This is a genomic window from Kribbella sp. NPDC050124 (genome assembly GCF_044460355.1).
Taxonomy (GTDB): Bacteria; Actinomycetota; Actinomycetes; order Propionibacteriales; family Kribbellaceae; genus Kribbella.
This window is the reverse complement of sequence record NZ_JBITJU010000005.1, coordinates 87,901-103,205: the sequence shown is the minus strand read 5'-3', so window position 1 is coordinate 103,205 and position 15,305 is coordinate 87,901. Positions and strand designations below refer to the sequence as shown.

The window sequence follows — 15,305 nt, the reverse complement described above, 5'->3', positions numbered from 1 at the left end:
AGCATGGCAGCCAGTCTTCTACGGCGAGGGTTCTTGCAGCGGCCTGGTCTTGTGGTGAGACTGGGCCGATGAAGGAGGGGATCCCGGGATGGTGACGACGATCGGTGTCGTCGGGCCGTCGGACCTGGTCACCTCCACCAGCCGGATCGTCGCGGCGCTCCGCGGTGTCGAGGTCGTTCCGCTGCGCTACCGGCGCGAGACCGACACCCCGCGAGTGATGGCTGAGGCGCCGGCGAGTGTCGACGCCTGGCTGTTCACCGGTGTCGTTCCCTACCAGATCGCTGCGGCGCACGAGCTGCTCGACCGTCCGGCCGCGCATGTGGAGTACACCGGGGCGACGCTGATGCGGGCGTTGGTCCAGCTGCTTCGCGAGGGTCGTGACGTCACCTCGATGAGCATCGACGTCCTGGCCGAGGCGCAGGTCCACGAGACGCTGGACGAGGTCGGGCTGCCGACCGCCGGGGTCAAGGTGCTGCCGTACCGGCGCGGGCTCGGTGCGGACGAGGTGATCGCGTTCCACCGGGAGGCCGGTGCGACGATCGCGATCACTTGTCTGCGGTCGGCGTACGAGAAGCTGCGGACCGAGCAGGTCACCGTCCGGCTGGCTCCTTCGGTGCACTCGGTGCGGGCCGCGGTGAACAGTCTGCTGCTCGTTCATGACGCTTTGCGCAGTGACGATGCACGGATCGCCCTCGGTCTGGTCGAGATCGCGCCGGAAGGTGAGCACGCGTTGCGGCGCGAGGCCGGCTCGCTCGGCGGCAGCGTGATCCGGTACGACGACAAGCGGTATCTGGTCGTGGCCACGCGCGGACCGCTCGAGCAGGCGACCGCCTCGTTCACCGAGCTCGGCATGCTGACCCGACTCAAGGAGGAGTTCGGTCCAGTCCGGATCGGCTTCGGCATCGGCGGTTCCGGCACCGAGACCGAGGCGCTGGCGCGGCGGGCGCTGGGCCGCGCGAAGACGGCCGGGCGGACGGCGGCTGTGGTCTCGCTGCGCAACGACATCGACCTCGTCCTGGTCGGCGGCGCCGCGCCGCGCGCACAGCAGCGCACGAAACTGCAGTTGCTCGCGCAGCGCGCCGGGTTGTCGAAGGCAACGCTCGAGCGGCTGCAGGAGCTCGTGCACGCCACCCCGGAAGGGCTGACCACGCGCACGGTCGCCGATCACCTCGGCATCCAGCCGCGGACCGCGCGTCGCGTCCTGAACCGCCTCGAGCGGGCGGGGCTGGCCGACGCCACCGGCACCCAGATCGGCACCGGCAGTGGCCGGCCGCTGGTCGTCTACCGCGTGCACCTCTGAGTCGCAGGCGGCTTTTCCACAGGTCGGTTGATGGCCTGTTGACGTCCCGATTCGGCCGCGCGTACGCTGCCGGGTAATTTCAGCCATGGCCGTAAAACCGGCCACGGTGCCCCGGGAGGCCTTGTGGACAAGCGATTTGCGCGGAAGCTGCTCGCTGTGTTCGTCATATGCGCAGCGCTCGTGAGCGTTTCGGTCAGCCCCGCCGCGGCGGGCGCGAGCGCGGTGACCGTGGACACCCTCGGCCCGGCGTCGGCCGTCACCTCGACCAGCGTCGCCGAGCAGGTCGGCGACCGGATCTGGACGGTGACGTCCGGGGTCTCCCCGATCCAGGTCGGCGCGTTCGACCCGGTGAGCCGCACGGTCGACCGCAAGCTCACGCTGCCGACCGGCGCCGGCGCGTGGGCGATGACGCATATCGGCGCAGACCTGTATGTCGGTCTCTACACCCCAGGCGACCTGTACCGGGTCGACACGGTGTCGGGCACGGCCACCAAGGTCGCCCGGTTCGGCTCGTTCATCTGGTCGATCGCCGCCACTCCGGACGGCAAGATCGTCGTCGGCACCTACCCGGACGGCGGCGTCCACGAGTACGACCCGGCCAGTGGGGCCACCAAGACGTACGGCGCCGCGGTCCCGGGGCAGCAGTACGTCCGGAGCATCGCTGCCGACGCGACCACGATTTACGCCGGCGTCGGCACCAGGGCGTACCTGATCGCGATCGACCGGGCCACGGGCGAGCGCCGCAACGTGCTGCCCGCGCAGTACGCGGACCGCACCTTCGTCGCCACCCTCAGCCTGTCCGGGACGAAGCTCGCGGCGGGCCTCTCCCCGACCGGGACGATGCTGGTGTTCGACACCACCGACCTGAGCAACCCGGTCGAGGTGCAGACGCCGGGCGGCGATCAGTACGTCACCGCGATCACGATCGACGAGCCGACCGGTGACATCTACCTCGGCACGCGCCCGTCCGGCACCTTCTACCGGTACGTTGACTCCGCGCTGACCCGGCTGGGTTCGCCGTACGACGGGGCCTACTTCAACCGGATCTTCGTCGACGGCTCGACCATCCGGGCCGAGCTGACGTCACAGGTGGTCGAGTACGACTCGGCCACGGGCACATTCACCGGGACCGACCTCGGCACGGCGGGCTTGCCGCCGGCGCCGGAGCAGCCGATGGGCATCGCGGCTACCGCGACCTCGGTGCTGGTCAGCGGGAAGGCCGGGATCCAGGTCCACGATCTCGCGGCCGGGACGAGCACGCGCACCTTCCTGCCCGGCGAGGCCAAGACGCTGACACCGGTCGGTCCCGACGTCTACCTCGGCGTCTACACCCTCGCCCGGCTGTGGTCGATGCAGCCGGACGGCTCCGGGTTGCGGGAGCTAGACCGGATCGGCAACGAGCAGACCCGCCCGACCGACGCGACGTACGACGCCCGCTCGAAGACGTGGCTGATCGCCACCGAGCCCGACTACGGCAAGTACGACGGGACGCTGACCGAGCGACACCTGGACACCGGCGACCTCGAGGTGCACCGCGGGGTCGTGCCGCAGCAGTCCGTCCGATCGGTCGCCACGTCCGACGGCATCGGCTACCTGGGCGGCGCCACCCGGAACAGCCTCGGCACCGAACCGATCCTGCCCGAGGCGACGGTCGTCGCCTTTGACCTGCGCCGTAATCGCACTCTGTGGGAGGTCACTCCGCTTCTGGATGCGCAGTCCTACAGCGACGTGGCGGTGTATCGCGGCCGGCTGTACGCGACCACGGATGACGGGCGGCTCGCCGTACTGGATCTGCGCACCGGCAAGGTGCTCTCGACCGTCAGCATCGGCACGAGCCAGAGCCAGCTGACGATCGCCCGGTCCGGGCTGTTCGGGACCGACAGCAAGCGGGTCTTCCAGGTCGTGCCACAAGGCTCCGGACCGCCGTCCGTCACCACGGTCGTCGACGGGCTCGGCGCGCAGATCTACGGCTTCCCGCTGATCACGACGTCGCACACCGGCGACGCCCTCTACACGATCAAGGGCCGCGACCTGGTCCGGATCGGCAATCTCCCCAGCGAGAAGTGAGGCTCTGCGATGATCTCTCGCCGTACGGTCCTGACCGGCGCGCTGCTGAGCGGCGCCGCGACCACGTTGCCGATCTCCGGCGCGCATGCCGTGGCGCAGGCTGATCCGATCGACGGCTCCACGCTGCCTACCTTCGGGCCGGCGTGCCTGACGGCGGCGGTGGTGGCGATGGCCGTGCACGACGGGCATGCGTACGTGATCACCCGGGGGATCGTGCCGCCCAAGCTGGTCGAGATCTCGCTGACCACCCGGCAGGTGACCCGGACCATCGACCTTCCAGTGGGTGAAGGTGGTTGGGGCATCACCGTTGCCGCGGGCAAGGTGTACGTCGGGCTGTACCCGGTCGCGGACGTCTACTGCTTCGAGCCGGTGACCGCGGCGTTGACGCGGGTCGGCAGCCTGGCCGGGGCCGGTGGGTTTGTGTGGGACATGACGACCTCGCCGGACGGGCAGGTGTTCGCGGTCAGCTATCCCAACGGGACGGTGTGGCAGATCGACCCTGCGACGAACGCCTTGACCCGGCTCGGCGCACCGGTGGCAGGTGCGCAGTACGGACGGTACGTCGGTGCCGCGGGCAACTTCGTCTATGCCGGGATCTACACGCCATCCCAGCTCGTCGGCTACGACCGGGCGGCCGGGACGTTTCGCGATTTCACGCCGGCGGCCGTGCGTGGTCAGAACTTCGGACCGTTCGCGGCGACCGCGGACCGGATCTACGCGGGTGCTTCCGGGGCGCTCGTGAGCCTGGCGGTGGACGGCAGCGACCCGCGGATCGTCCCGCTGCCGCCGGGTGAGACCGGGGTCGACGCGATCGCGGTCGGTCCGGACGGCACGGCGTACGTGACGACTCGTCGGTCGGGCAGGGTGTGGTCCTGCGGTCCCGCCGACACGACGTTGACCGCGGTCGCAACGCCGGCGCCTGCCGACGAGCACCGACGGCTCGTGCTGCTCGACGCGACCACCTTGCTCGGTTCGACCGGGTCCGGAGTGCTCTGGTGGCTGGACCTGACCACGGGTGAGTTCGAGTTGCTGGATCTGGTGGATGCCGGGTTCACGCCCGCGCCGGACAAGCCACAGTCGATCGAGCTCGGCGACCCCCATCTGTACGTCGGCGGTCACTGGGTGGTCACCGAACACGCTCTCGGCACCGGCGCCACCCGCCGGATCCGCGTGCCCGGCGAGGCCAAGACACTGACCTGGGTGAATGGCGAGCTGTACTCGGCGATCTACCCGAGCACCGAGGTGGTCCGCATCAACCCGCGGTCCAAGGAGGTGCACTCCCTCGGCATCATCGGCCACGACCAGATCCGACCGTGGCAGGCGGCGTACGACGAGAAGACGAAGCTGCTCGCGATCGCCTCGGCGCCGGGGACGGGGAAGCTCACCGGCGCGCTGACTCTGGTGGACACCCGGACCGGCGCGATCGACGTGTACTACGGCGTCCTGCCCGACCAGAGCGTGATGTCGGTCGCGATCGTGGACGGGATCGCCTACCTCGGCGGTGACGTCGTCGGCGGTGGCGGAATCACCCCGACCCGCTCGGCGGCCGCGATCGGTGCGTTCGACCTGGGCCGGCGTGAGCTGCTGTGGACGGTCGATCCGCTGGCCGGTGAGCGGTCGATCCAGAGCGTCGCGGTCAAGGACGGCATCCTGTACGGCGTGCTGAAGCGGACGAGCGGGGGCTGGTTCACGTACGACCCCCGGACCCGGGCCGTCGTCCGCGGCGCGAACAAGCTGTCCGGGTACGGAGAGATCTACACCGACCGGACCGGCGTCTATTGTGAGACGAACTTCGGCGGGAACCTGTACCAGCTCGGTCCGGGGCTCACCGAGGCGAAACTCCTGGTGAACAAGCTCGGCGACGGGTGGTACACGGTGCCACAGCTGTCGCCGGTCCGCGGCGGGGCGCCGCACAGCGTATGGGGCCTCGCCGACCGCGATCTCGTCCAGCTACCGTTGCCATGAGCAACTCGAACCACGTGGGGACCCTTGCGATGGACCAGCCCGAACTCGCCCGCGACGGCGGCGCCCCGGTGCGCACCGACCCGCTGCCGACGGTGATGGACGCCTCCGGCCGGCGCTTCGGCGACGAGGAGGTGAAGGCCGCCGAGCGAGTGCTTCGCAGCGGCATGCTGTCGGCCACCTGGGGCACCGAGGTTCCCGCGCTGGAGCAGGAGTTCGCGGCGCTTCTGGGCGCCGGGCATGCGGTCGCGTGCAGTTCCGGTACGGCGGCGTTGCACCTGGCGGTCGCCGCGGTCGACCCGGAGCCGGGTGACGAGATCATCACCACGCCGATCAGCGACATGGGCACAGTGTTCCCGATCCTGATGCAGAACGCGGTGCCGGTGTTCGCTGACGTCGACCCGATCACCGGCAACCTCGACCCAACCGCAGTCGCCGCCGCGATCACGCCCCGGACCAAGGCCGTGATGGCGGTGCACCTGTTCGGCAAGCCGGCGCCGATCGTCGAGCTGCGGGAGCTGTGCGACCAGCACGGGATCACGCTGATCGAGGACTGCGCGCAGGCCTACCTCGCCCCGGTCGGTGACACGCTGACCGGCCGGATCGGGCACATCGGCTGCTTCAGCCTGCAGCAGACCAAGCACATCAGCGCCGGCGACGGCGGGCTGGTCGTCACCGACGACGCGGCACTCGCCCGGCGGATGCGGTTGTTCGCCGACAAGGGCTGGCCGCGCGCCACCAACGAACGCAACTACCTCTTCCTCGCCCTCAACTACCGGATGACCGAGCTGGTCGGCGCGGTCACCCGCGCGCAGCTGTCGCGACTCGCCGGCGTTGTGGCAGATCGCCGTACGGCGGCTGCCCGGGCCACCGCCGGGATCGGGGAACTCCCGGGCATCACGGCCCCACCGGACACCGGCGACCACGTCTACTGGCAGTACCCGCTGATCCTCGACCCCGAGATCGCGGGCGACCTGCACGAGTGGGCGACCGCCTTGACCGCCGAGGGCATCCCGGCGAACGGCGGCTACCTGACCAGCCCGCTGTACGGCGCACCCGCCCTGCGCGAACGGATCACGTACGGCGACTCGCACTTCCCACTGCAGGACGTTGGGTACCCGGTCGGCCTCTGCCCGAACGCGGAGGAGCTCATCAACCACCGCCTGCTCGTGCTGCCCTGGAACGAGAACTACACCTCGGGGGATGTGGACGACATCGTAACGGCGATCCGGAAGGTCCACACCGCGCTGACTAAGGTGGCCGGATGAACGACGTACCCGTGCTGCTGGACTGTGACGTGCTGGTCGGGCATGACGTGACGACCGGGCGGTGGAGCCGGGCCGAGTCGGTGCGTGACGTGATGAAGGCGACCGGGATCTCGGGTGGCGTGGTGTCCTCGCTGCGGGCGACGTACTTCGACGTACCGAGTGGGAACGACGAGGCCGCTGGAGTTGCTGAGGGCAACGGGTGGACGGTGTGCCCGGTGCTGGACCTGCGCGATCCGCTCGGCGCCGAGCGGGAGCTGGAGCGGCTGCTGGGTGCCGCGGAGCCGCCGCGGGCATTCCGGTTGGCGCCGACGTCGCAGGGGGTCGAGCCGACGTTCGCGGCGTTCGAACACGTCGTGCGGTTGCTGGTGGACGCGGGCGTGACGATCTTCACCGAGGGCGACGTCCGGAAGTTCGGTCCGGCGCTGCGGGGGCTGGGGGCGCGGGTCGTGTTCCTCGACACGCACTTCTACTACCTGGGCGACTTCGTGGTGCTGGCGCGCGGCGAGGAAGGGTTCCACACCTCCACGCGGATGCTGACCGGGCCGGACTCCTTGGAAATCGTCGCCGCCGAGGTCGGTGCGGAGCGGTTGGTGCTCGGCTGCCGGACGCCGTTCCACGAAACCCAGGCCGTGGTCCGCCGCCTGCTCACCTCCAAGCTCACCTCGGAGGAGATCGCCCAGACCGGCAGCCACAACCTCACCCGACTCCTGGAGCAAGCATGATCATCGACGTGCACGCCCACTGGGGGCCCACCAACCACCACCCCCACCTCCCGGAGCTCCCATGCTGATCGACGTGCACGCCCACTGGGGGCCCACCAACCACCACGCCCACCTCCCGGAGCTCCCATGCTGATTGATGTGCATGCCCACTGGGGCCCGTGGTTCTTCTCGATGGACGTCGGCAGTGTGAGCGTCAACAGCGAGTTGATGGACCGGTTCGGGATCGACATCCAACTGGTGTCGGCGATCGAGGCGATCGTGTACGACGCGCCGGCCGGCAACCGCTCGTTGGCCGCGCAACTGCCCACTGACCCGCGGTTGCGCGGCATGCTCGTGGTCGACCCGCGCCGGCTCGACGAGGCCCGCGCCGACCTCGACGAGCTCCTCGCCGGCGATGGCCGCACCCGCTGGGTCGGCGCGAAGATCCACACCGAGTACAGCCGCACCCCGATCGACTCCCCCGGCATGCAGACCGCGATCGAGCTCACCACCGAGTACGGCCTACCGACCCTGGTCCACACCTGGGGCGAGAACGTCCTCGACCTCGCCGACGTAGCCGCCCGCGTCCCGGACGCCCGGGTGATCGCCGGTCACATGGGCGCGAACGGCTGGCCCCTCGTCCCGGAAGCCGCAAGCCGCACCGACCGCATCTGGTTCGAACCTTGCTGGTCCGCCCCCGAGGCCAACCGCATCCGCTGGATCCTCGACCAACTGGGCCCCTCCCGCCTGATGTTCGGCACCGACGCAACCCTGATCGACCCCTCAGTAGCCCTCGGCGCCTTCGAAGCCGCCACCCTCACCCCCACCGAGCGCGACGCCGTCATGCACCAAAACGCCACCACCCTCTTCAACCTCTAACCCGGCGCCACGAACACCACGACCTCGGTCTCGAATCCGCGGCCAGCAGCACGAGCCAGCCCCGCGGCTCCGGTCATGCATCAAGCAACAGCAGCCGACCCGGCGACACAACCCCCGGCACACCACACCCAACAACAGCCACCCGCCAACACGACTCCCGGCGTACGACGGGTTGCAAGAGCCGGCGCGGTGACACGGCCCCCGGCGCACGACGAGCACCAAGAACCTGCGTGGTGGCGCGACTCCCGGCATACGACGAGCACCAAAAGTCGGCGTGGTGGCGCGGCTCCGGGCTGCGGGAGTTTGCTAGTCGTGGTGGTGTGCGTCAAGGGCGCCTTCGGCGTCCGCTGCGCGGATCTTCGACCCTTGGATGACCCACACCACCACGACCAGGGAAGGACGCAGCTATGCCGGAGCTGCTCACCCGAGTGGTCGCGTGCCGGGGTGGATCCGGTGAGCTGGTGTGGAGACGCCGGTCTGCTGATCGTGGATGGCGGGCGGCTCGCGTTTGGTGGAGACGGCTGGTTTGCTGAAGGTGGACGGGGCGGCGGCTCGCGTTGTGGGGACGGCTGGTTTGCACACGGGGGTGGGTGTTGCGGGTGGTGGCTGGCGGGGTTTGTGGCCGGTGGCGGGTTGCAGCACGTCAGCGGTGACATAACCCGCCAGTGGGCGCTCCCGCCGGGGATTTGCCCGGTATGTGGGCGGTTTCGTCCGCATCTCGGGAGCTCTTGGGATTCCGGCGGGGGCTTGCCCAGGAAGTGGGGAGTTGGGACAGGTTATTTGCTGTTCAAGGGTCCCGGAGGGAGTTCAAGGACACGGGTTCCGCCTGCACTGGTAGGCGGTTGTTTGGCTGGTCGGGTTGCAACACGGCAGGCGTCACACAACCCGTCGCTGGCGGGTCAGGTTGGGGCTACGAACACGACGATGTCGGTCTTCGGGCCGTGCACCGGCGGCTCGCGCCAGCCGAGGCGGCGGTAGAAGGCGATGGTGTCGTGTGCCTGGTCCCAGGTCAGGAGCCAGGCCCGCGGGTGCTCGGCAACAGCCGCCTCCAGCAACCGCCGACCGAGGCCGGTCCCCCGGACGCTCTTCAATACGCCCAACTCGTCGATCTCGAAGGCGCCGACCAGCAACTGATCGACCTGTGCGGCGCCGAGGCGCTGGAGGACCTTGCCGTAGGCGCGGTCGGTTCGGAAGGGTGATGGGGTGGTCCAGCCGGTGACGAAGCCGGTGATCGAGCCGTCGGCCGATCGCTCCACGAGTGCGCGGAAGCCGTCCCATCGCCCGTCCGCCTCCAGCCGGGACCGGAACGCGACCCTGGTCTCGTCCGGATCCCGGAAGGTCCACGGTGGCGCGGTGAATACCTCGACGTAGGCCTCGGTCAGCTCGTCGGCGATCTCCAGCACGTCTACCCCATAGCTATGCACGATCCGAAACTAACTGACGCGACCGGTTCGCAGGTGGGGATTTTTCGCCGTACGACGGAGGGAAATCGTTTCCTGACAAGTCACCCAATGGCCGCCGAAGGCGCGTGGGATGGACTCTCATGCGGCGCCTGCTGACCCTGACCGGACTCGTCCTCCTGCTGTTCACCGTGGGAGCGAGCACCGCCTCCGCCCACGTGATCGCGTCCACCGGGTACTCCACGGTCCGCCAGACCGGCAGCCAGGTGACGTATCAGCTCAGCCTGGAGTACGCCGTACTCGCGCGCGCCGTCGACCTCGGCGCCCCGGCGACCGACGACGGTCAGCGCGCACAGGCCCTCGACACGGCGAAGACCAAGCTCGAGGAGTACCTCCACGATCGCGTCGTCGTCTCACTCGACGGCGCCGCCTGCGAGCCCGCGCTGGAGAGCACGTCGGTCGGACAACGCGCCGAGAAGCCGTACGCCGACCTCGGCCTGGTCTACTCCTGCCCCGGCGACACCGGCCAGTTCAAGCTCCGGTACGACGTCTTCGCCGAAGCCGAGGCGGTCGCCGACGACCACACCAACGTGGTCGAGTACGTGTTCGGCGACCAGTCCGGACGGACCGTGTTCGACCGGTCGAAGCACGACTTCACCGTCGGCGACAACACGCTCGCCTCGTCCAGCCTGCAGTTCACCAAGATGGGTATCGAGCACATCCTGCTCGGGCTGGACCACGTGCTGTTCGTGGTCGCGCTCATCCTCGGCGCGACCACGTTCCGCAGCCTGCTGCAGGTCGTGTCGATGTTCACCGTGGCGCACAGCGTCACGCTCGTCTCCACCCTGCTGGGCGGGATCTCGGTGCCGGCGGTGATCGTCGAGCCGCTGATCGCGCTGTCGATCGCCTTCGTCGCGGTCGAGAACCTGCTCGGCTCCACCCGGCACCGGCTGCCGGTGGTCTTCGGTTTCGGTCTTCTGCACGGTCTCGGCTTCGCCGGGTCGCTGCGGATCACCGATGCGGTCAGTCCGGAACTGCTCGTCTCGCTGCTGAGCTTCAACCTCGGCATCGAGGCGGGCCAGGCGGTGCTGCTGGTCGCCGTGTTCCCGCTGATCGTGCTCATCCGCCGGACCCGCGTCGCGGTTCCGGCAGTCCGCACGGCGACCGGGGTCGTCGCCGCCTTCGGCCTCTTCTGGTTCGTAGAAAGGTTCTTTCTCCCATGATTCGCCTGACCCGCTCGTCTCGCGATCAGCAAGCTGCCACCACGAGGTGGCACCGGATTCTGTACGGCGTCACCGGCGGGCTGACCGCGCTGGTGATCGGCGTGCCGCTCACCGGAGTCGTCGCCGACGCCGTCGACGGTCCGAGCGCCACGATCTCCGGCACGGTCTTCGAGGACCGGGACAACGACGACCGGATCGACGACGGTGAGCCGGTGCTGCCCGGTGTCAGCGTGTCCGACGGACAGCAGATCGTCGTCACCGACTCCCAAGGGCGCTACACGCTGAACACCGACGTCGAGCGCCGTACCGTCGACCTGGTCTTCGTCACGCAGCCGGCGGGGTACTCGGTGGGTACCGACGCCAACATGACCGCGAAGTTCTACCGTGACCTCGGTCAGCTCGCCACCGGTGACACCCGGGAGGTGAACTTCGGCCTGCGCGAGGACAAGGCGTCCGCGGACGGCGGATTCACCTTCGGCAACGTCGCCGACCCGCACGTCAACGCCCAGCTCGCCGAGCAGATCACCGAGATCAACACCACCCGGCAGCATCTCGCGTTCATCCAGGTCAGCGGCGACCTGACGAACAACGCGACCGACGCCGAGTTCGAGTTCTACAAGGCCGGTACGGCGCACTCGAAGGTGCCGGTGTGGCCGGCTGTCGGCAACCACGAGTACTCGGCGGGGTCGACGTACAAGGACCGGATCAACAACTACCGCAAGCACGTCGGTCCGGAGTGGTACTCCTTCGACTACAGCGACCGGCACTTCCTGGTGCTGGAGAACAACGGCGCCGCGCCGTTCGCCGAGCAGCTGGAGTGGGCGAAGGCCGACCTGGCCCAGAACGTGAAGACCGGCAAGCACCTGGTCGTGCTCGCCCACCAGCCGATGAACGTGCCGTTCGGCTCGCCCTCGGTGTACGACGAGTACGGCAAGCTGCTCGAGCAGTACGGCGCCGAGCTGATGCTGGTCGGTCACGAGCACTCCAACGACGTGGAGCCGCGCAGCGACTTCGCCGGCACCGCGAAGCACGTGCAGACGGTGTCGAGCTCGTACACGATCGACAACTCGCCGCGCGGGTTCCGGTTCGTGAACATGGACAACAAGGCCTTCGACAACCCGTTCCGGCTGTACGGCGCGGAGAAGGACCTCACCATCGTCAGCCCGGCTCCCGGCACGTCGGTCCCGCTGGACCGCTTCCCGGGGATCCAGGTGAACGCCTACGACACCAGCGACGCCCCCAAGAAGGTGCGCTACCGCCTGGACAACGGCGACTGGCTGCCGCTGCACTCCACCGGCGAGTTCACCTGGTACGGCGTCCTGCCCGGCCGCACGCGGATCGGCAAGCACACCATCACCGTGGAAGCCGCCGACCAGACCGGCGCGACCTGGACGCGGACGTCGACCTTCACGCTGACGAACGAGAAGGCGATCACGCCGGTCGCGGGCGCCGACTGGGCCCAGCACCACGGTGACGCCACCCACAGCGGTGTCTCGCCGGATGCCATCGCCGCCGGCCAGCGCCTCGCGTGGTCGTACCGCACCGAGGGCACCTTCCTCACCGGCTCCCCCGTGATCGTCGGCGGTGTCGTGTACGCCGGCACCCGCGACGAGAACGGCGACGGCATCAGCGCCGTGCACGCGGTGTCGCTGGCGACGGGGAAGAAGCTGTGGAGCTACGCCGTACCGTCGTCGGTGCACGGCAGTGTCGCGGTGGCCGACGGGCTGGTCTACGTGCCGACGCTGCGCGGGACGCTGTTCGCGGTGGACGCCAAGACGGGTGAGCTGAAGTGGCGCAACGACCCGGGTCCGGCGCCGGAGGGCAACAACCAGCGCACCTACGGGTACTACGGCGTGACGGTTGCCGACGGCAAGGTGCTGTACCCGTACCAGACCCGCCACGGTGAGGCGAGCCGCGGTCTGCTCGTCGCCCTGGACGCCAAGACAGGCACCCGGATCTGGGCAGCGCCGATGTGCGGCGCGACGATGAGCGACGGTACGCCGGTGGTCTCCGACGGTCACGTGTACGTCGGCAACGAGACGGCCGACCGGGTCATCTCGTACAACCTGCAGACCGGTGCGCAGGAGTGGACCGGCGCGGCGGCGCTGGGCGGCTGGCAGGACGGCATCCCGTCCGCGGCCGACGGCCGGGTCTTCATCGGTTCGGGCAACGGCATCATCGCCCGCAACGGCACGACCGGCGCGACGCTGTGGAGCTACCGCAGCTCGTGGCCGTCGCTGGTCAACGGCAACGCCACCCCGGCAGCGGCCGCGATCAAGGGTGACGTCGTCTACATGGGCTTCCCGAGCGGTGAGGTCGCCGCACTCAACGCAGCCACCGGCGCAGTCATCTGGAAGCGCCTGCTGCCGGGTCAGCAGTACCGCGGCGGGTCGTTCACGTCGCCGGCTCTGAGTGGCAACACACTGTTCGTCGGCTCCAACGGTGGCAGCTTCTACGCGCTCGACGCCCGGACGGGTCAGCCGCTGTGGCAGCACGACCTCGGCACCTGGGTGTCGGCCGGTCCGGCGGTCAGTGGCAACACGGTCGTGGTCGGCGCCCTCGACGGCAACCTGTACGCCTTCACTCCCGGCGGTGTCGCGGCCAAGCCGTGGCCGGTGGTGTCCGGCAAGGTGACCAAGAAGACCACCGGCGAGCCGCTCGCCTCGACCGCGGTCACGCTGGTCCAGAACGGTACGGCGATCGCCGCGACGTCAACGGACTCGGCCGGCAACTACCGGATCGCCGTCGAGAAGGGCACCGGCACCTACACGGTCCAGTCCGCCCAGCTCGGCTACGCCACCGCCGCCCGCGAGCTCACGGTCGGCGAGACCGGGGCGTCCGGGATCGACCTGGAGATCTCGCCGGTAGAGGTCGACGCGAGTATCGGCAAGCGGCTGCCCAGCGGTCTGGTCGAGGGCGGGCCGGACGACGTGGTGATCGAGAACAAGTTGCTCGCGCTCTCGGTCGCCAAGGTCTTCAACGACCCGCAGCTGAACCAGTCGACCACTGGCAAGGTGCTCGACATGGCGATCACCGGCCAGCCGGACCAGCTCGACTGGATCAACCTGCCGTACGTGAGTACGGCGGAACCGCTCGGCGGCAACTCGTGGCAGCAGTTGCAGACCCGGTCGAACGACGTACAGATCGTCGAGAACACCGGTGCGAAGGCGGTCGTCCGGGTCACCGGCACGTCGGCCGAGCACCCTGGGCTGAAGGTCGTCACGACGTACACGGCGACGCCGGACGAGCAGTTCGTCACCGCGGCGACGACGTTCACGAACGAGTCCGGCACGGCGCTGTCCGTGTGGGCAGGTGACGCGATGGACCACGACGGCACCGGTTCGCGGTCGGCCGTCTCGGGTTACCCGGTGATCACCAGCGGTGGGCCGTTCAGCCAGGTGCCGGACGCCAAGCGGTGGATCGGCCAGGCGGGCACGGGTCCGGACAACCAGACCTACGGCCTGGTCTACTCCACCGACAGCGGCGCCTTCACCGGCTACTCGCAGAGCAACTTCACGATGAGCAAGTTCAAGCTCGACCTGCCCGCGGGTGGCGACCACACCATCACCCGCCGCATCGTTGCAGCCGGCAACGGTGGCGCGACGGACAAGTTCGCCGTACTGAACCAGTTCGCGTTCTGATCGAGTGCTGTCCGCGGGCCCTGCTGTTCGGGCCCGCGGACAGCTGTTTTGTTAGCGTGGCGTGTGGCCACGAGGGAGCAGTTGCGGGAGTTTCTGCGCGCCCGGCGGGCGGCGGTCAGGCCTGCGGACGTCGGCCTTCCGGACGCGGGCAGGCGCCGTACGCCCGGGTTGCGACGGGAGGAAGTCGCGGCCCTGGCCGGGGTCGGGGTGTCCTGGTACACCTGGCTCGAGCAGGGTCGTGACATCAACGTGTCGGGTGAGGTGCTCGACGCGATCAGCAAGGCGCTGCTGCTGACCGAGCCGGAGCGGGCGCACCTGTACCTGCTCGCCGGTCTCAACCCGCCGCTCGCCGAGGCGACCGGCACCGAGGTCTCTCCCGAGCTGCGCCGCCTGGTCGACGCGTGGTCGCCCCGACCCGCGATCCTGCGGGACCGGTACTGGAACCTGCTCGCGATCAACGACGCCACCCGAACGGTCTTCGGGTACGACGACCCCGACCACAACTGCCTCATCTCGTTCTTCACCAACGAGCGCTACCGCGGGATGCACGTCCTTTGGGCAGCCGTCGCACCTGCAGTCGTCGCGGCGTTCCGGGCGGACGCGGCACGTGCTCCCGGCGATCCCGAGTTCGCCCGGGTGGTGGACGAGCTGAGTATGGCGAGTCCGGAGTTCGCGGAGCTGTGGGCACGCCAGGAGGTCGGCGTACCGGGACAGGCGGTCAAGGCGGTGAACCACCCGGAAGCCGGTGAGCTGTTCTTCGACCTGACCACGCTGGCGGTGATCGACCACCCGGACTGGCTCCTGGAGCTCTACGTACCGCGGCCCGCTTAGCCTGGTGGTGCCGGACCCAGGTTCGCTGGACTC

At 69.3% G+C, this 15,305-nt stretch carries 10 protein-coding genes; 9 read left to right on the top strand and 1 reads right to left on the bottom strand.

Annotation, left to right across the window (positions count from 1 at the left end; all coding sequences use genetic code 11):
* Positions 1–88: 88 nt before the first annotated feature.
* The 6 genes from ACIBL3_RS15145 to ACIBL3_RS15120 all read left to right on the top strand — a co-directional run bounded on the left by ACIBL3_RS15145 (position 89) and on the right by ACIBL3_RS15120 (position 8,177).
* Positions 89–1,300 (top strand): helix-turn-helix domain-containing protein, encoded by a 1,212-nt coding sequence (locus ACIBL3_RS15145; protein ID WP_396353889.1) that lies wholly within the window; start codon positions 89–91, stop codon positions 1,298–1,300.
* Between the two features lie 123 nt (positions 1,301–1,423).
* Positions 1,424–3,367 carry a PQQ-binding-like beta-propeller repeat protein gene (locus ACIBL3_RS15140; RefSeq protein ID WP_396353888.1) on the top strand — a complete coding sequence of 648 codons (1,944 nt, stop codon included), beginning with the start codon at positions 1,424–1,426 and terminating at the stop codon, positions 3,365–3,367.
* A 9-nt stretch (positions 3,368–3,376) separates the two neighbouring features.
* Positions 3,377–5,332 carry a hypothetical protein gene (locus ACIBL3_RS15135; RefSeq protein ID WP_396353887.1) on the top strand — a complete coding sequence of 652 codons (1,956 nt, stop codon included), beginning with the start codon at positions 3,377–3,379 and terminating at the stop codon, positions 5,330–5,332.
* On the top strand, positions 5,329–6,597 hold the full coding sequence (locus tag ACIBL3_RS15130; RefSeq protein ID WP_396353886.1) for a DegT/DnrJ/EryC1/StrS family aminotransferase: 1,269 nt from the start codon (positions 5,329–5,331) through the stop codon (positions 6,595–6,597). Before ACIBL3_RS15135 ends, ACIBL3_RS15130 begins: the two co-directional genes overlap by 4 nt.
* A complete protein-coding gene (locus ACIBL3_RS15125; RefSeq protein ID WP_396353885.1) occupies positions 6,594–7,319 on the top strand; it encodes a hypothetical protein in 726 nt (241 codons plus the stop codon). Before ACIBL3_RS15130 ends, ACIBL3_RS15125 begins: the two co-directional genes overlap by 4 nt.
* A gap of 126 nt (positions 7,320–7,445) precedes the next feature.
* Positions 7,446–8,177 carry an amidohydrolase family protein gene (locus ACIBL3_RS15120; RefSeq protein WP_396353884.1) on the top strand — a complete coding sequence of 244 codons (732 nt, stop codon included), beginning with the start codon at positions 7,446–7,448 and terminating at the stop codon, positions 8,175–8,177.
* An 899-nt stretch (positions 8,178–9,076) separates the two neighbouring features.
* Here ACIBL3_RS15120 and ACIBL3_RS15115 read toward each other — a convergent pair.
* The gene (locus tag ACIBL3_RS15115; protein ID WP_396353883.1) at positions 9,077–9,601 is read right to left on the bottom strand and encodes a GNAT family N-acetyltransferase; all 525 of its coding nucleotides are present in this window, start codon (positions 9,599–9,601) and stop codon (positions 9,077–9,079) included.
* 119 nt (positions 9,602–9,720) lie between these two features.
* On the opposite strand from ACIBL3_RS15115, the gene ACIBL3_RS15110 reads away from it, so the two are divergent.
* From ACIBL3_RS15110 to ACIBL3_RS15100, 3 genes are all read left to right on the top strand, one after another.
* On the top strand, positions 9,721–10,800 hold the full coding sequence (locus ACIBL3_RS15110; RefSeq protein ID WP_396353882.1) for a HupE/UreJ family protein: 1,080 nt from the start codon (positions 9,721–9,723) through the stop codon (positions 10,798–10,800).
* A complete protein-coding gene (locus ACIBL3_RS15105; protein WP_396353881.1) occupies positions 10,797–14,441 on the top strand; it encodes a PQQ-binding-like beta-propeller repeat protein in 3,645 nt (1,214 codons plus the stop codon). The genes ACIBL3_RS15110 and ACIBL3_RS15105 overlap by 4 nt, the downstream gene beginning before the upstream one ends.
* 63 nt (positions 14,442–14,504) lie before the next feature.
* Entirely contained in the window at positions 14,505–15,272 is a 768-nt protein-coding gene (locus ACIBL3_RS15100) for a helix-turn-helix transcriptional regulator (RefSeq protein WP_396353880.1), read from the top strand.
* Positions 15,273–15,305 lie beyond the last annotated feature (33 nt).